The sequence below is a fragment of the Halomonas sp. hl-4 genome, from assembly GCF_900215475.1.
Taxonomy (GTDB): domain Bacteria; phylum Pseudomonadota; class Gammaproteobacteria; order Pseudomonadales; family Halomonadaceae; genus Vreelandella.
The window spans coordinates 3031063-3046818 of the sequence record NZ_LT907845.1 but is presented as its reverse complement, the minus strand read 5'-3'; the positions used below and the strand labels follow the sequence as shown (position 1 = coordinate 3046818).

Here is a 15756-nt window from a genome sequence, read left to right as displayed (position 1 = left end):
ACATTCAGCAGAAGAAGCGGTTAGTGAACATAGCAGGCAAGCGGGTTGCATGCAGCCATCGGTTGGATAGTAATGATAAAAAAAGCCCGCGATCGCTCGCGGGCTCAGTACTTAACAGTTCAATCGTTGCATGAGTCGCTAAAGGCTACTCAACCAACGGCAACAGCGTATTGAGGCTGTCGCGGGCATCGCCGTAGAACATGCGGCTGTTTTCCTTGAAGAACAGCGGGTTCTCGATACCCGAGTAGCCGGTCCCCTGGCCGCGCTTGCAGATAAATACCTGCTTGGCTTCCCAGACCTTCAACACCGGCATGCCAGCGATCGGGCTGTTGGGGTCTTCCTCGGCGGCCGGATTGACGATGTCGTTGGAGCCAATCACGATCACCACATCGGTCGAAGCGAAATCGTCGTTGATTTCGTCCATTTCCAGCACGATATCGTAGGGCACCTTGGCCTCGGCCAGCAGCACATTCATATGCCCCGGCAAACGCCCCGCCACTGGGTGGATACCAAAACGCACCTCTTTACCGGCCGCGCGCAGCTTGCGAACCAGGTCGCTCACCGCGCTTTGCGCCTGAGCCACCGCCATGCCATAGCCCGGCACGATAATCACGCTGTCGGCGTCGTTAAGCGCGCTGGCAACGCCACCGGCATCAATCGCCACCTGCTCGCCTTCAATCTCCGCCGCTGGCCCTTGGCTGCCGCCAAAGCCGCCCAGAATGACGTTGATAAAGTTGCGGTTCATCGCCTTGCACATAATGTACGACAGAATCGCACCGGAAGAGCCGACCAGGGCGCCGGTGACGATCAGCAGGTCGTTCGACAGCGTAAAGCCGACGGCCGCCGCCGCCCAGCCGGAATAGCTGTTGAGCATGGAGACCACGACCGGCATATCCGCCCCGCCGATGCCCATGATCAGGTGGTAGCCGATAAAGAACGAAAGCGCCGCCAGCAGGATCAGCGTCCAGAAGCCCGCGCCGTTGAGGTACAGAATCGCCAGCAGTAGCGACACTGCGGCCGCCCCGGCATTGAGCATATGCCCACCTGGCAGCTGGCGGGGTTTGCCATCGACCTTGCCTGCCAGTTTACCGAAGGCAATCACCGAGCCAGTGAATGTGACCGCACCGATAAAGATGGCGAACACCACCTCGATTTGCAGGAACATCAGCTCATCAGGCGCTTTCGTGGCAACTAATGCTGCAAAGGCGGAAAACTGGTCCATGGAGGCATCAGCGGCCTGCGCTGCCATTACCCGGCGGCGCTCCAGGTCCGCGCTCCAGGCGACAAATACCGCTGCCAGGCCGACAAAACTATGCAGTGCGGCCACCAGCTGGGGCATCTCGGTCATCTCGACCTTGCCCGCCACGTAAACACCGATGCCGGCGCCGATGATCATCATCGGGATCAGCCACCAGTAGCCACCAATCCCCGGACCCAAGGCGGTAAAGAATACCGCGACCGCCATACCGACGATGCCGTACCACACCGCTCGCTTGGCTTTTTCCTGGTTACTTAACCCCCCTAACGAGAGGATGAATAAAACGCTCGCCGCGATCGCCGCAGCAGATACGAATCCTTGACCTAACATATCGTTTCTCCGCTGCTTAGGATTTTTGGAACATGGCGAGCATCCGGCGTGTCACCAGGAAGCCACCGACAATATTGATGGACGCAATCAGCACTGATATCGCGGCTAATATGCCCACGATCACGCTACTCGTGCCGATCTGCAAAATAGCGCCAAGAATAATGATGCCCGAAATGGCATTGGTCACTGCCATCAACGGAGTATGCAGCGAGTGGCTGACATTCCAGATCACCTGGAAGCCAATGAAACAGGCCAGCACGAACACAATAAAATGCTGCATAAATGAGGTCGGCGCCACTTGGCCGAGCAGCAACATTAGCGCACCGCCGATAGCCAGCAAGCCAACTTGTCGCTTGGTTTGCGCCTTGAACGCCGCATGTTCGGCGGCTTTTTTCTCTTCCGGCGTGGGCTCCTTCTCTTTCTTCTTCGGCTTGGCCGCGCCAATCGCTTTCACCTTGGGCGGCGGTGGCGGGAAGGTCACTTCGCCCTGGTGGGTCACTGTCGCGCCGCGGATCACGTCGTCGTCCATGTTGTGGTTGATCACACCGTCTTTTTCAGGCGTTAGATCGGTCAACATGTGGCGGATGTTGGTGGCATAAAGCAGCGACGACTGAGTCGCCATGCGCGAGGGGAAATCGGTGTAGCCAACCACCACCACGCCGTTATCCGTCACTACCCGCTCGTCGGGCTTGGTCAGGTCGCAGTTGCCGCCTTTCTCGGCCGCCAGGTCGATAATCACCGAGCCGGGCTTCATCGCCGCGACCATATCCTCAAGCCACAGCTTGGGGGCGGGCTTGCCGGGAATCAGCGCGGTGGTGATGACAATATCAACATCCGGTGCTTGCTCGCGGAAACAGGCAAGCTGCTTCTCTCGGAACTCGGGGCTCGAGGGCGCCGCATAGCCACCGCTCTCGGCGCCATCCTGGGTCTCGTCAAACTCGAGGAACAGGAACTCGGCGCCCATGGATTCGATCTGTTCGGAGACTTCGGGGCGCACATCGAAGGCGCGCACAACCGCGCCCAGGCTGGTCGCCGTACCAATCGCCGCCAGGCCAGCCACGCCAGCCCCGACCACCAGCACCTTGGCGGGCGGTACCTTGCCGGCCGCCGTTACCTGCCCGGTGAAGAAACGGCCAAAGTTGTTGCCCGCTTCAATGACCGCGCGGTAGCCCGCGATATTGGCCATGGACGACAGCGCGTCCATCTTCTGTGCCCGGGAAATGCGCGGCACCATATCCATCGCCACCACGGTGGCGCCCTGGGCCTTGCAGGCTTCCAGCAACGCCTCGTTTTGTGCGGGCCAGAAGAAGGCAATCAGCGTTTGTCCTTCGCGCAGTAACGTTACTTCTGCGTCGGAAGGCTCGCGGACTTTAATGACCACCTCGGCGTCGCGCCACAGCGCCTCGGCGCTGTCTACCACGCTGACACCCGCGTTGCGATAAGCGTCATCATTAAAGCCCGCTGCCTCACCGGCACCGGCTTCAATCAGGCATTCGTGGCCCAGCTTTTGGATATGTTGGGCGCTCTCGGGGGTGAGCGCGACGCGCGCCTCCCCCCGGGCACTTTCCTTCGGTGCGCCAATTTTCACTTTTATTCTCCTTTGTTGAGGCTCGATAAAACGTCGATATGGCCGCTGGCAATCAATAACGCTAACAATTCATAGGGCGGGCGTCACCGCCTAACGCTCGGACACATGTAAATCTTAAGGCGAAACCACCCGCGGCGATTAAACCTTTGATTCAACCGTTGCCTGAGTAAACGTCTCGGCAAACGCGACCAACTGCTGCTCTAACCATACAATGTCAGGGTCGTTAGCATATAGCCCGTGCTGGATCAGCGTCATGTTCAACGCGGGTAACTCGCTTGGCGGCGAAACCAATCGAACCGGCAGCATAGCACTAAAGCGCTCGGCCATTTGGCGCGGCAACGTCATAATGGCATCCGTCAGCGCCACCACCCTGGCACCGGCAATGTAGTTCAGGTTTTTGGACATCACGCGCCGCTGTAAGCCATGCCGCGCCAGACAGCTGTCGATATTGCTTGGCAGCATTCCACTAATATCCGCGAGCTCCACATGGGGCTGGCGGGCAAACTGCTCCAACGCCAGCGTATCGCCGACGCGGTCGTTATGGGTAGCCGCCAGGCATACCAGCGCTTCTTTCATCCACGGCGTTTGTATCACCCCGCTGGGCAAGCTGTGCTGGCTATCCAACCCAACCACCATATCCACTTGACGCTGCTCCAAGGCATCGCTAATCACCTCAGGAGTAATCAGCTCGATGGCAAAGCGAACCCCTGGGGCGATGTTAAGCAGTTGGCGAAGAAATTCCGGGTACATGACCTCTTCAAAATAATCGGTGGTAGCCAGGGTAAAGCGCCGGGTAGTGGCGCTTGGTGAGAAGATTGCAGGCGGTGCCAAACCTTTCTGCAGCGCGGCAAGTGCCTGTTGCACCACCGGCAAAAGCGCCTGCGCCCTGGGCGTTGGCTGTAAGCCGTTTTCAGTGCGCACCAGCAGCGGGTCGTCCAGTGCCTCGCGTAGCCGCTTCAACGCGTGGCTGATGGCTGGCTGGCTTAAATGTAGCTTTTCTGCCGCCCGGGTGACATGACGCTCACGCATCAGCGTCTCAAACACCAACAGCAGATTAAGGTCAAAGTGACGAAGCGTGCGCATGGCGACTTACCATTCATATAAAGAATGAATTCATTCTAAACATTCATTTCATCGATTACGAACACTCCGTTATTGTCAGCGCCTGTTGGTTAGTTAATCGCTTAGGAGACGCTTTCGGTGTCCACATCGCCCCTTATGCCGAGCTTGTTCGGTGACGTTATCTCGACCTTTATGGGCGTGCCCAAGGCCACCGACCCGCAGACCACCGACGCCGAGGTAGTGGTTAGCGGCGTGCCGTTTGACCTAGCCTGCTCGGGCCGGGCGGGTACCCGCATGGGGCCGAATGCTATTCGCCAAAGTACCGCCAACCTGATTTGGGAAGGCAAACGCTGGCCGTGGGATTTCGCCCTGCCAGATCGCTTAAACGTGTGCGATGCAGGTAATGTTGACTATGCCTATGGCGAGCCCGAAAGTCTGGTCGATAACCTGGAAACCCACGCCATGCGCTGGCTAAAGGCGGGCAAAAAGATGCTGACGCTGGGCGGTGACCATTACATCACCCTGCCGCTGCTACGCGCGCATGCCCGTGAACATGGCCCGCTGGCCCTAATACACCTTGATGCCCATACCGATACTTACGAGCACGGCACGCGCTTTGACCACGGCACCATTTTCCACCATGCCTTAAAAGAAGGCCTGCTGGTGCCTGAGCACTCGCTGCAAATTGGCATACGCACAAGCTACGACCGCCACAACCACCCTTTTGAGGTGCTAGAGGCCGACTGGGTCAACGAACACGGTGCCGCGGCAGTGCTGGAGCGCATTCGCGCTCGCGTGGGCCACCACCCGGTCTACGTGAGCCTGGACATCGACGGCCTTGACCCCGCCTATGCGCCCGGTACGGGCACGCCGGTCTGCGGCGGCATGTCGACCGATTTTATGCTGAAAGTGATTCGCGGCATGGTGGGTATGGACTTGATAGGAATGGATGTGGTGGAAGTGAACCCCGCCTACGACCACGGCGAGATCACCTCGCTTGCCGCTGCAACGCTAGGGCTTGAGTTTTTGTATGTGCTGGCGGCTTCTAAGCGAGTCGCTGGCCAATAACCTCTCACGATGCCTGGGTGATTGACGTAACCAAACGCTCAACAGCACCATTGCCAGTAGCATTTCTGCCAGGTCGCCGCCGTAATACATCCACTGCGCGGCGGCCTGAATGTTTTCTTGCCCATGAGCGGTTCCCCGTGGCCAGCCATAGCCGTACATCAGCTTACCTAACAGGCTATGGGCGGCGATGGATATAAACAGCACCACCAACCGAAAGCGAAGGCTCAAGCGGTGGGGTGAGACATCTGGCCCTGCCAGGATAGCCCAGCAGAATAGATACCCCGCCAGCAAAAAATGCACGTGCAGCCAATAGTGCAGCAACGGACTATGTAACGAGGCGGCATAAAGCGGCGTTAAATAGAGGGCGTACATACCGCCGATATTGAGGAACAGCGCGCTTACTGGATGCGTCACCACCTGCAATGGCCTGCTATGCAATACGTCAACAAGCCTGCGCCCTCCCGCTTGCGGCAGGCTGCGCAGCAATAACGACACAGGCGCCGCCAACACCCACGCCAGAGGGGCCACCATGCCAATCAACAAGTGTGCTGCCATATGGCCACGCAAGTCGTGGTGAGCCCAGTCCATCATCGGAGGCATCAGGGCAATCGCCAACAGCAGACTTCCTATGATGAAAAAGCCGCAACGCCAGCCGCTCCACCCCGCTGCCGTAGAACGCTGCGCATAGGCAGCTGCCAAGTACCCCCACGTCAACAGCACGACGACAATTAGCGGCGCCCACGCTAAAAGCCAGCCCACGTCTGCCGGGGCCGGCATGTTCATACGGGGTTCCTGCGCTTGGCGCGATGATAGAGCCACCCACCGATCAGCAATAGCACCACGGCGGCGGCGTTCCAGGTAAGGTCATAGAGCAGCGGGTCCACCCCGTAGCGGATTTGGTGAATGCGCAAAATCTTATGGCTAACAATGCCATCAAACAGCTGAAAGCCCCCCATGCCTAAAAAGAACCCGGACCAGGCCCACGCCTTGGCCAGGCGCTTTCGTTGGGAGAGATCGATTAATAAAATGACACCTATCACAATGGCCAGCAGCTCGGCTGCATGTAATAAGCCATCCGAGACGATGCCTATCATGGGGGTCGAGCGGTCGAAAAAATGATGCCACTGAAGCAACTGGTGAAAGACGATTTCGTCAACACCCGCCATAATGCCCGCACCTGCTAGCGCGGCGGCCCATAGCGAACGGCGAGCATCTGATTGTGAAAAGAAGTTGGAAACATTCATTGCCGCATCCCTGCTGTTGAATATTCTTCTTCAGACTAGGTAAGCGATATGCCAAACGCAAAAAATGCCGCCTGAGAAATTGGTTGGTGCCATGTTGGAGGACAATGGCTAGTGGCTTCCTGGGTGCGTTTCGTTATTGATCCTCAACAAGCGCTGCACGGAAGGCCAACAATCGTTCAGCCGCCCGTGCGCCAAGCAAGCCCATGCACGTTCACCAATTCCACTCGCTGCACGCCACTGCATTGTGGGCGTGCAGGCTCTCGGCATGCACCACCTTGAGCTGGAACCCGGTTAACTCTTGGGATGAGTGGAAAAAGCTGTAGAGCTCGGCCACGCTTTCGGGCGCAACGTTGTGGGTAATAAACACAAAGCGTGATATTCGCTCACTGACACTGTTGGCTGGCAGCGGCGCTGGGGGAGGAAAAAGATGCTGCAAGTCATGTAACGCGAGTGGGATATCCCGGTCGGTAAGTTGACCGGTATTAATGGCCGCCCTCATAACGGCTACTCCCAGCGTGCTTTGCGATAATGGTGTTCCTGTTGTTCCTGGCGCTCTTTCGCCTCAATACAGAGCTTCGCAGTGGGCCTAAACATTAGCCGGGCTAGGCCAATAGGCTCGCCGGTCTCTTCGCAGTAGCCATAGTCGCCGTTCTCAATGCGCTTTAAGGCTGACTCAATATTGTTAAGCAAGCGGCTCTCGCGATCCGCTTGCCGCAATGCCAAGCGCAGCTCCTCCTCAAACGAGGCCTGATCCGATTCATCGCTATCGCGCTCGTGGGAGGCGATAACGTCCTTCATCTCCTTTAAGTGCGCCTCTATTTCGGCGCGTTCGTCGAGCAGCCGCTGGCGGAAAAATGCCAACTGCTCGGCGTTCATATAGTCACTGGCAGGCATCGCCAGTAGCTTCTCTGCCCACGCTTTATCAGCAGCAACACTCTGTTCTTTGGCTTTTATGCCTTGGTCGTGCATAGATTAATCTCGCCCTGAAGTAAATGTTATAACGTAACATAAAATACCCGCGAGCAAATAACACCGGGCGATATAGCCCGCCACCAAACGCCGATGGGCTGGCTGCATTGCGCTCGCGATCATACTTGAGTGATAGCATTCAGGTGACATCGCTATCGCAGGAAAACTATAGTGAGGGCTACCGTTAATGATTGAAGGTCAGAAGGGTTCACGCTATGTCGATTGAGCTTTGGTTATCGTTTGTGTTGGCTTCGTTTTTGGTGATCGCATCTCCCGGCCCCGCCGTTGCTTTGCTGGTAATGACCGGCATCAACCAGGGTCGCAGGGCAGCTTTGGCAATGCTGCCCGGCTTTTTCTTGGGCGACTTGGTGGCGATGTCACTTTCGTTTGCAGGCGTTGGCGCCCTGCTAATGGCGTCGGCGGAGCTATTCGCCATTGTTAAATGGCTAGGGATTCTCTATCTACTTTATCTCGGCATTAAGATGTGGCATGAATCCGGCCAATTGAATGATCTGGAAGCCTCTGGGGCAAACATCAAGCAAGGCACTGCAAAGGCCTTTTGGGTGACACTCTTAAACCCCAAAAGCATTCTGTTCTTTATGGCCTTCATGCCGCAGTTTATTAACCAGACCCAGCCGTTGGCGCCCCAGCTGGCGATTCTGTTTACCACCTTTCTGGTGATGGGGGTCATTTCAGATCTAGGTTACATGCTGCTGTCGACGACCAGTCGGCAACTAATGACCGCTAAGTTTCGGCGACTGCTTCATCGCTGCGGCGCAGGTAGCTTAATCGGTGCCGGGGTATTGATGACCTTGATGCGCCGCCCGACTGCCTAACCCCATCTAATCGGAGGTCGTTTATGCCACAACCGATTATGAAGGACGATTTTCCTGTCTCGAACGTCAGGCACTTTCTTGAGCCTGGCCCGATTGTGCTGGTCTCATCGCAATGGCGACAGCAAACCAACATCATGACCATGGGGTGGCATACGGTCATGGCGTTTTCGCCCTCGCTAATCGGGTGCGTTATCGCGGCCGGAAATCACTCCCACGAGCTTGTGCGTAATAGCGGGGAATGTGTCATCAATATTCCTGCCGCGTCACTTGTCGATAGGGTGGTGAGTATCGGCAACTGCTCCGGTAGCGAAGTCGACAAGTTCAAAGCGTTTGACCTTACCCCTGGCAAAGCCTCCAAGGTCGGTGCGCCACTGATCGAAGAGTGCTATGCGTCTTTCGAGTGCAGGCTTTACGATGACGCCATGATTGAACCCTACAACCTGTTTATCTTTGAGGTCGTTAAAGCCCATGCGGCTCCCTCGGCAGATAATGAAGAATCACTGCATTACCGGGGCATGGGGGAGTTCCTGCTGTCAGGCAACACCATCGACCGTACTGCATTGTTCAAACCGTCGATGCTTGTCTAAGGTAGATAAGCCGTGCCCATAGCTTGCCTCTGCGCAGCGTCCAATTGCGGGCTATCACACCGTCTAATTGCTGGCTAAGCAACCGTCCAATTGCGGGTTGGCAGAGAGAAGCAACTACCTTGGCTTACCGTCAGCAGGTGTGCCCTCACTTCATCTTAAACCCTTTCTCGATCAGAAATTCACGCATGTGCGGGCGCAGCTTCTGCGTGAACAACGGCGTTAGGTTGTGCGACCAGTCCGTATCTTTATTGCCGCCTTTACGGGCCTGATAGTAAGCCTGCATGGTTTGGTCGAAGGCTGCCACCGGCTCAGCGTCGTCGCGGTAATGATTTTCCTTGAGCACCGCTTCAACCGGCAGACGGGGCTTAACATCGGGGTCATGAGCGGGATAGCCGATGCACATGCCAAATACCGGGTAGACATGCGTCGGCAGGTCCAACAGGTCACTGACGGCCTGGGGATTATTGCGTATCCCACCGATATAGCAGATGCCAAGCCCTTCCGACTCCGCTGCGATGGCCACGTTTTGTGCCACCAGCGATACATCCACCGTGGCGACCAGCAACTGCTCAGTCATGCCGCTCACGACGTCTTCACCGGTGCGCTCAGCAGCCTCAAGCGGGCGCTTCATATCGGCACAAAACACCAAAAACTCACTGCAGCTTGCCACATAGCCCTGTCCGCCGGTTAGCTCAACCAACTGATCCCGGATAGCCATGTCGGTGACACGCATCACACTGTAGGCCTGAATATGGCTAGAGGTGGCAGCCGCTTGCCCCGCGCGGATTAATTCGACAAGCAGTCCCTCCGGCATTTCCCGCTGCTCAAATTTGCGGATCGAGCGGTGTGAGGTTAGCAGCTTGATAACGTCGTTCATCGGCTTCTCCGTTTCTAAAAAACACACACTATAAAGGCATAACCTATTACGTACTTAAGTCACTGCACATAGTAGCGTCTAGCGCCGTTCTATCACGAAAAAATAAACCATGCATTTATCTACATCACTCCTAAAAATGTAAGATATTTCTTACATTGCGTACGAGTTTTCTGTCTCTTTAACGTTAGGCGTTCCCTAATCTGTATTTTTTCCGTATGGTAGCTTTCGCTTTTTCGCAGCCACCCTAAGAATTTATAAACACTTCCTATCATTGCATTTAACAACGTTAGCAGCCTAGAACGCATCAAAGACTAAACTGCTAGCGCCATCGGCTCTTTAGGAAATAAAGAAAAAGCAAAGAACTGGCTTTAAGTAGCGGCCACGGGTGGTCCGCACAATAACGCCTTCGCTATACGTTACGGGTTTAACTGAAGGCGACGGGGCACACACGATTTTAGAAATCAAGAGAACCTGAAATGAACGAGTCAACTCTCGAAAACACTTCTTCACAGGAAGAGGTTAGCTCAGAAAAAGAAACTACCCCAAAATTGTTCGCAGGTAGCGGCAGAATAGGGCGACTGCACTTTTTGCTGTTTTTCAACCTCATTAACTTACTGCCCGCCTTGGCAATTCTACTCACCATCAGCACTGGTCTGATACTTCATCGCGACGGCATCACCATATTAATGACCTTTATAACGTTCTTAATAGGCGGAGTCGCCCTGGTGATGAACTTCATTATTCCCATTAGGCGTCTAAATGATCTTGATGCCACTGGCTGGTGGGTCTTGGCAGCCTTTTTTCCTATTGCCAATATTATATTAATGTTAGTTCTCTTGTTTGCCCCTGGAACGAAAGGTGACAATAGCTACGGACAACAGCCTCCTGCACCCAGCGATAATGTTAAAGTAGGCATAGTGCTCATCACAATCATCTTTACCTCTATCATGATAATTGGTTTTTCATCTCTCCAGTCAACACCTTCTTACTACCCGTAAGCCAGTTAACTGGAGTTCGTTAGCTCCCCGATAATAAGCTGAGGAGTAACGAATAACGTCATCACTGACGACCATTGTTAAGGCCCATTACTCGCTACCTATTTACCTGGCCGCCCATTTTTGATGGATGGACCACTACAGCAGTTGGCAAGCTTGTTCGAATGCCAACCTGGGGCTACGAGGGTGCAGTTTCGTATCGTCACCGTACCCCAGGTTGCACAGAAAGTTGCTGCGGTAGTGGGTGCCATCATCGGCGAAAAAAAGATCATCTACCTTGTCGTTATCAAAGCCTGACAAAGGGCCAACATCCAGCCCCAGGGCACGCGCGGCGAGAATGAAATAGCCGCCTTGTAGGCTACTGTTACGAAAAGCGGTCTCTTCACGATAGGGCTCATTACCGACAAACCACGCTTTGGCATCTGCATGGGGAAACAATGCTGGCAAGTGTTCATGAAAACGCCTGTCATAGGCCAGTATTGCCGTTACCGGGGCCTCCTCCACTTTACGATGATTGCCCTCTTTCAGGGCCGGCAGCAGCTTCTCTTTAGCCTGCCGGGTGCGCAGAAAGAGGATACGTAATGGGCTGCAATTCACACTCGTCGGCGCCATTTTCATTACGTCATACAGCTCACGCAGCGTATCGTCACTAACTGACCGTTGCTGCCAGTATGCGTGTGTTCGAGCGTCAATAAACAACTGTTTCAGCGCTGGGCTACCCAGTACACCTGGTGTCATTATGATTCTCCTTTCTCTTACTTGGGCTCGGTGAGCTTAGTAGCGATACGCTAAGTAGGTGGATAGCACTGGGAACAGTGCCAGGATCAACAACACAAACATCATTGCCGCAAAGAAAGGCACGACGCCTTTAAATATTTCCTTTACAGGCACTGTACGGTCATCAAGCGCGGCTTTTACCGTATAAACCGATATACCGAACGGCGGTGTAATCAAACCTATCTCTACCGCGACGACTGTAAGGACCCCAAACCAGATCAAGTCCATACCGAAAAACTGGGCGATGGGCAGTACGATGGGCAGTACGATCAACATGATCGAAACTGAATCGATAATACAGCCCATAAGGATAACAACGAGCAGGTAGAGGAATAGGAAATGGTAGGCCGTGAGCTCCATCGCTGTTACCCACTGGGCAATCGCTAACGGTAACCCGGTCAGAGAGAGCATCCGGCTGTAGAGCGACGCTGCAAGAATCAAAAACAGTATCGAGACGGCCACATAGCCCGTTTCGCCGAGGACTTGATAAAACTTTGATGGACTCAGACGCCGCTTGAGCAGCGCCAACAACAGCGCGCCAAAGGCACCTACCCCACCCGCTTCTGTCGGGGTAAAGAACCCTGAATAAAGCCCACCCAGTACCAGCAGCATCAGCGCGAAAATAGGCACGAGCTTAAGAAACAGCGACAGCGGTGTTTCATCCATTACCACGGTATCTTCCACCGCCCCCTGCGGCTGCAGCATAAAACTTGGCCGGAAGTAAGCAAGCAGTAAAATGACCAGACAAAATGACACCGCCAACAAAATGCCGGGAATAATACCGGCAATAAACATCCGCCCGACAGACTGCTCGGCAAGTACGCCATAAACAATCATTAGTAACGAGGGGGGAATGAGCATGCCCAGTACAGAACTGCCGGCCACAACGCCCACCGAAAACTTGGACGTGTAGCCATGGCGGCGCATTTCCGGCACGGCCACCTTAGTGAACACCGCCGCCGACGCCACACTAATCCCAGTGATCGAGGCAAAAATACCATTGGCGCCCACGGTGGCAATGCCTAAGCCGCCGCGTATTTTGCGGGTAAACCACTGGAAGACATCAAATGTGTCCCGGCCCACACCGGATATCACCACCAGCAGCCCCATCAAGACAAACAAAGGCACCACCCCGTAGAGGTAGCTTCCCAGCGAATCGTTGGCGGCGGCAGCCACCATGCGTGTCGCCAGTTCCGGGTTGCGCAAGGCAGAAATTGCCAAAAACGAGACCAGCATCAGTGCGATGCTAATGTGCATGCCAAAGTAGATGAGTGCCAGCATGAGTACAACGGCGATCATGCCGATTTCAAGACCTGTCATTACTTGACCTCCTCAGTCAGACTGACTTGCCCACGCCAGGCCAGCCACAAAGACTGAAGTGACAGCAGCAGGTACTGAGCGACGGTGATCGCAGCGCAGCTAATGATGACAAAACGGATGGGCCAAACCGGAAAGGTGAACACCCCCTCCACGCCCATGAACTGGTTGCGCTCCCAAGCGCGTAGGAAGGTGGGCAACGTGCCGGTAAAGACGATATAGAGCATGTAGGCCCCCGCCAAAAAGAACACACACTGCACCAGGTGGCCGAGGCGAGGATGCTTTTCCGTAAAACCGGCGATAAAGATATCTGCCTGGGCCATGCGGTTGTGTCTCAGGGTACCCGGCAATTGTAGAAACACGATCATCACGATGGAGGCCGCGACCAGTTCGGCCACCCCAGCAATCGGGAGGTTGAAGAGGTTTCGCGACAGTACATCGATAACAATCATCGCCATAATGGCGAAGATCAGTAGGGAACCGATGGCATTGAGACCGTCCACTAGATAACCAAACAGGCTATTGTGCTGGCCGTGGCCCCACCTGCGCCCCAGAATTAGAGTCTTCAGAGAAAAAGACATTGCCCGCTACTCCTGGCATTCTGCCCGCCTGCTAACGGGCAGAATCCTGACATTGAGTTGAATCACAAGACCGGTCAGGTGTTATTCCTGGTCCCAAGCCCGTTCAGGCTCATGTCCGCGCTCACGCATGGCGTCCATGTACGTTTCGAGTAGCTCTCTGGCGGGTAAGCCGCGCTCTTCGTTTCGCTCGATCCACTGGTTTGCCAAATCCGGCATACCGTCAATCCACTCCTGTCGCTCCTCGTCGGAAAGCGTATTGATTTGTACCGGTGTGCTTTGCTCGGCCCCCAGCTCGACCATACGTTCAAGTGAGCTTTCGTAGCGCTCGGCTAAATCGCGGCCGTGCGCCAGGGTATAGGTTTCACCCGCTTGCATTAGCGCGTCTTGCACAGGCTCGGGTAAACCATCCCAGGTGAACTGGTTGATGGCCAAGCCACCCGAAAACACCACGCCGAGATTTGCCTGGGTAATGTAAGGCGCCACCTCATAAACACGCGCGGACAGGTTACCGGTGGCTAGCCCCACCACTCCTTGGGAGACCCCAGTCTGAATATCCGTGTAGTAACTGGCCAAGGTACCGTCTACCGGCACCGAGCCAACCGGCTCTAACCACACACCCAACACACCAGGGGCGGAAATCCGCGCACCATCCAGGTCGTCGAGGCTCTCAACGGGGAAGTCGGTATAAATATCGTAGGTATCCGAGGCGGTAGCGCCCAAGAAGACCAAGTCATGGTCTTCCCACTCTGCCCGAAATGCGGGCTCCGAGCGCACCAGATCGTTCATCACTTCAAGCATCAGCTCCGGGTCGCTGGTGGTGAACGGGGTATAGGCGCTGATCTGCGATAGTGGCATCCGTGACCCTTCCAGATAGCTGAACACCCAACCAATATCGGCAATGCCGTCTTGAATAGAAGTAAGCGTGGCGTTGGTGCCATAAAGCTGGCCGGCGTAGGCTTCGGTCCAATTGACTTGGTACTCGCCTTCTTCTTCCAAGACCTCGTTCACCTTTTTAATGAACACATCCGGAATCATACCCACCCAAGGAATCGTTGTCGGATGGCTTGAGCCAACGGTTAGGTTGATCACTTCCTGGGCATTCACTGGCGAGGGTGCGATAGCCATGGATAAGGCTAACGCGCTCAATGTCATGGCAGGGCGAGGCTTGGCGATGGTAGTAATTAGTTTCATGTTATGACTCTTTTGTTGACGTTATTGTTGTGCGTCCATCGGTTAGATCGGTCAGCTCATCGGTTTAAGAACCAATGGGGGATTCTGGTAGGCGTGACTCGCCGGGCGACAGGTCAAAATCAGCGGTGAGTGTGCTGTAAGGGCCCATCACATCAGCGTCAGGGGCGTTGCCATCGTTATGCATAGGAAAATCCATGGCTAAATCGGCGCTGGTCACCCCAAACACACAGTCAGACTCGATGAATAAGTCATCTTTGGGGAAAATCTGCGTCACCAATGTCTGGTGGCCTTCTGCAGAAACGCAGAAGTGAATATGCGCCGCCCGAAACGGGTGACGACCCTGCGCTTGTAGCATGTCACCCACTAGGCCATGGGTAGGAATGGGGTAGCTGGCGGGCCTTAGCGTGCGGAAGTGATAGTGGCCGTTATCATCAGTGTGAAATTTGCCACGCAGATTCATATGTGGCTGACGGTCGTCCTGATTTTCGTACAACCCTTCCGGCGAAGCCTGCCACACTTCCACAAGCGCATTGGCTAGCGGTTGCCCATCGCGGCTTTTAACCTGCCCCGAGACAAATAGAGGAATGTCGTTCTCACGGGGCTTATCGCGGGCAATATTGGTCCCCAGCGGATACTCCGGATCTTTGCGGGTATAGAACGGACCCAGCAGCGCGGGAGAGATCTGCTCGTCAGTCCGGTCTTGATTCATAATCATCACCAGCGTGGAGAACCCCAGGGCATCCGACATCACCATGGTCTCGTTATGGCGATCTTTGGTGAGATGGCCCAAGCGCGTAACGGCATTAATAGCGGCGGTGAACTCCTCCTCGGTCAGCTTCACCTCGCGCCCGAACGCATGCAGGTGCTTAACCAAACTCGTAAGAATTTCCCTCAATCGGTCATCTTGAGTATGACTAAATGCCTTAATGACAATATCGGTAATGTCGTCTGGCGTGGAGGGAATGCCATGGTTGACGATGTCTTCTTTCCTGGGCAGGTCGAACATGATTAACGCTCCTATGGAGTGTTGTGTCAGCTAGACACTCCACTGACGATGATTTGTTATTAGTTGTCAC

General features: G+C 55.0%; 17 protein-coding genes. 4 read left to right on the top strand and 13 right to left on the bottom strand.

Going from position 1 to position 15756, the window contains the following annotated elements; genetic code table 11:
* Window positions 1–145: 145 nt before the first annotated feature.
* The 3 genes from CPH17_RS14430 to CPH17_RS14420 all read right to left on the bottom strand — a co-directional run bounded on the left by CPH17_RS14430 (window position 146) and on the right by CPH17_RS14420 (window position 4259).
* Complete coding sequence (locus CPH17_RS14430) at window positions 146–1588, bottom strand: NAD(P)(+) transhydrogenase (Re/Si-specific) subunit beta (RefSeq protein ID WP_096300060.1); 1443 nt, start codon at window positions 1586–1588, stop codon at window positions 146–148.
* 16 nt (window positions 1589–1604) lie between these two features.
* Window positions 1605–3176: a Re/Si-specific NAD(P)(+) transhydrogenase subunit alpha gene (locus tag CPH17_RS14425; protein WP_096300058.1), complete on the bottom strand. Its 1572-nt coding sequence runs from the start codon at window positions 3174–3176 to the stop codon at window positions 1605–1607.
* Between the two features lie 138 nt (window positions 3177–3314).
* Window positions 3315–4259 (bottom strand): LysR family transcriptional regulator, encoded by a 945-nt coding sequence (locus CPH17_RS14420; RefSeq protein WP_074394947.1) that lies wholly within the window; start codon window positions 4257–4259, stop codon window positions 3315–3317.
* Window positions 4260–4394: 135 nt separating this feature from the next.
* On the opposite strand from CPH17_RS14420, the gene speB reads away from it, so the two are divergent.
* Entirely contained in the window at window positions 4395–5306 is a 912-nt protein-coding gene (speB, locus tag CPH17_RS14415; protein WP_096300056.1) for an agmatinase, read from the top strand.
* Here speB and CPH17_RS14410 read toward each other — a convergent pair.
* From CPH17_RS14410 to dksA, 4 genes are all read right to left on the bottom strand, one after another.
* Entirely contained in the window at window positions 5250–6089 is an 840-nt protein-coding gene (locus CPH17_RS14410; RefSeq protein WP_231896494.1) for a cytochrome c oxidase assembly protein, read from the bottom strand. The two genes, speB and CPH17_RS14410, sit on opposite strands and share 57 nt — an antisense overlap.
* Window positions 6086–6550 carry a DUF2243 domain-containing protein gene (locus CPH17_RS14405; RefSeq protein WP_074394945.1) on the bottom strand — a complete coding sequence of 155 codons (465 nt, stop codon included), beginning with the start codon at window positions 6548–6550 and terminating at the stop codon, window positions 6086–6088. Before CPH17_RS14405 ends, CPH17_RS14410 begins: the two co-directional genes overlap by 4 nt.
* A gap of 211 nt (window positions 6551–6761) precedes the next feature.
* A complete protein-coding gene (locus CPH17_RS20300) occupies window positions 6762–7049 on the bottom strand; it encodes a hypothetical protein (RefSeq protein WP_231898124.1) in 288 nt (95 codons plus the stop codon).
* Between the two features lie 5 nt (window positions 7050–7054).
* Window positions 7055–7519 (bottom strand): RNA polymerase-binding protein DksA, encoded by a 465-nt coding sequence (dksA, locus tag CPH17_RS14395; RefSeq protein ID WP_096300054.1) that lies wholly within the window; start codon window positions 7517–7519, stop codon window positions 7055–7057.
* A 215-nt stretch (window positions 7520–7734) separates the two neighbouring features.
* Between dksA and CPH17_RS14390 the strand changes: the two genes are divergently transcribed.
* A complete protein-coding gene (locus tag CPH17_RS14390; RefSeq protein ID WP_096300052.1) occupies window positions 7735–8355 on the top strand; it encodes a LysE family translocator in 621 nt (206 codons plus the stop codon).
* Window positions 8356–8378: 23 nt separating this feature from the next.
* On the top strand, window positions 8379–8942 hold the full coding sequence (locus tag CPH17_RS14385; RefSeq protein ID WP_096300050.1) for a flavin reductase family protein: 564 nt from the start codon (window positions 8379–8381) through the stop codon (window positions 8940–8942).
* Window positions 8943–9087: 145 nt separating this feature from the next.
* On the opposite strand, the gene nfsA is transcribed toward CPH17_RS14385, so the two are convergent.
* The gene (gene nfsA / locus CPH17_RS14380; protein WP_096300048.1) at window positions 9088–9819 is read right to left on the bottom strand and encodes an oxygen-insensitive NADPH nitroreductase; all 732 of its coding nucleotides are present in this window, start codon (window positions 9817–9819) and stop codon (window positions 9088–9090) included.
* Between the two features lie 476 nt (window positions 9820–10295).
* Between nfsA and CPH17_RS14375 the strand changes: the two genes are divergently transcribed.
* On the top strand, window positions 10296–10817 hold the full coding sequence (locus CPH17_RS14375; protein WP_074394926.1) for a DUF805 domain-containing protein: 522 nt from the start codon (window positions 10296–10298) through the stop codon (window positions 10815–10817).
* A 135-nt stretch (window positions 10818–10952) separates the two neighbouring features.
* On the opposite strand, the gene CPH17_RS14370 is transcribed toward CPH17_RS14375, so the two are convergent.
* The 5 genes from CPH17_RS14370 to CPH17_RS14350 all read right to left on the bottom strand — a co-directional run bounded on the left by CPH17_RS14370 (window position 10953) and on the right by CPH17_RS14350 (window position 15686).
* A complete protein-coding gene (locus CPH17_RS14370) occupies window positions 10953–11552 on the bottom strand; it encodes a malonic semialdehyde reductase (protein ID WP_074394925.1) in 600 nt (199 codons plus the stop codon).
* A gap of 36 nt (window positions 11553–11588) precedes the next feature.
* Window positions 11589–12911: a TRAP transporter large permease gene (locus tag CPH17_RS14365; RefSeq protein WP_074394924.1), complete on the bottom strand. Its 1323-nt coding sequence runs from the start codon at window positions 12909–12911 to the stop codon at window positions 11589–11591.
* Window positions 12911–13489, bottom strand: coding sequence for a TRAP transporter small permease subunit (locus CPH17_RS14360; protein WP_096300046.1), 579 nt, complete (start codon window positions 13487–13489; stop codon window positions 12911–12913). The genes CPH17_RS14365 and CPH17_RS14360 overlap by 1 nt, the downstream gene beginning before the upstream one ends.
* An 81-nt stretch (window positions 13490–13570) precedes the next feature.
* The gene (locus tag CPH17_RS14355; RefSeq protein WP_096300044.1) at window positions 13571–14680 is read right to left on the bottom strand and encodes a C4-dicarboxylate TRAP transporter substrate-binding protein; all 1110 of its coding nucleotides are present in this window, start codon (window positions 14678–14680) and stop codon (window positions 13571–13573) included.
* A 64-nt stretch (window positions 14681–14744) separates the two neighbouring features.
* Window positions 14745–15686: a dioxygenase family protein gene (locus CPH17_RS14350; RefSeq protein WP_074394922.1), complete on the bottom strand. Its 942-nt coding sequence runs from the start codon at window positions 15684–15686 to the stop codon at window positions 14745–14747.
* Window positions 15687–15756: the final 70 nt, after the last annotated feature.

What these genes read in the sequence shown, in the direction of transcription:
- CPH17_RS14430 (WP_096300060.1), bottom strand. Translation starts at nt 1,588, where the DNA reads ATGTTAGGTCAAGGATTCGTATCTGCTGCGGCGATCGCGGCGAGCGTT.
- CPH17_RS14420 (WP_074394947.1), bottom strand. Translation starts at nt 4,259, where the DNA reads ATGCGCACGCTTCGTCACTTTGACCTTAATCTGCTGTTGGTGTTTGAG.
- speB (WP_096300056.1), top strand. Translation starts at nt 4,395, where the DNA reads ATGCCGAGCTTGTTCGGTGACGTTATCTCGACCTTTATGGGCGTGCCC.
- CPH17_RS14410 (WP_231896494.1), bottom strand. Translation starts at nt 6,089, where the DNA reads ATGAACATGCCGGCCCCGGCAGACGTGGGCTGGCTTTTAGCGTGGGCG.
- CPH17_RS14405 (WP_074394945.1), bottom strand. Translation starts at nt 6,550, where the DNA reads ATGAATGTTTCCAACTTCTTTTCACAATCAGATGCTCGCCGTTCGCTA.
- CPH17_RS20300 (WP_231898124.1), bottom strand. Translation starts at nt 7,049, where the DNA reads ATGAGGGCGGCCATTAATACCGGTCAACTTACCGACCGGGATATCCCA.
- dksA (WP_096300054.1), bottom strand. Translation starts at nt 7,519, where the DNA reads ATGCACGACCAAGGCATAAAAGCCAAAGAACAGAGTGTTGCTGCTGAT.
- CPH17_RS14390 (WP_096300052.1), top strand. Translation starts at nt 7,735, where the DNA reads ATGTCGATTGAGCTTTGGTTATCGTTTGTGTTGGCTTCGTTTTTGGTG.
- CPH17_RS14385 (WP_096300050.1), top strand. Translation starts at nt 8,379, where the DNA reads ATGCCACAACCGATTATGAAGGACGATTTTCCTGTCTCGAACGTCAGG.
- nfsA (WP_096300048.1), bottom strand. Translation starts at nt 9,819, where the DNA reads ATGAACGACGTTATCAAGCTGCTAACCTCACACCGCTCGATCCGCAAA.
- CPH17_RS14375 (WP_074394926.1), top strand. Translation starts at nt 10,296, where the DNA reads ATGAACGAGTCAACTCTCGAAAACACTTCTTCACAGGAAGAGGTTAGC.
- CPH17_RS14370 (WP_074394925.1), bottom strand. Translation starts at nt 11,552, where the DNA reads ATGACACCAGGTGTACTGGGTAGCCCAGCGCTGAAACAGTTGTTTATT.
- CPH17_RS14365 (WP_074394924.1), bottom strand. Translation starts at nt 12,911, where the DNA reads ATGACAGGTCTTGAAATCGGCATGATCGCCGTTGTACTCATGCTGGCA.
- CPH17_RS14360 (WP_096300046.1), bottom strand. Translation starts at nt 13,489, where the DNA reads ATGTCTTTTTCTCTGAAGACTCTAATTCTGGGGCGCAGGTGGGGCCAC.
- CPH17_RS14355 (WP_096300044.1), bottom strand. Translation starts at nt 14,680, where the DNA reads ATGAAACTAATTACTACCATCGCCAAGCCTCGCCCTGCCATGACATTG.
- CPH17_RS14350 (WP_074394922.1), bottom strand. Translation starts at nt 15,686, where the DNA reads ATGTTCGACCTGCCCAGGAAAGAAGACATCGTCAACCATGGCATTCCC.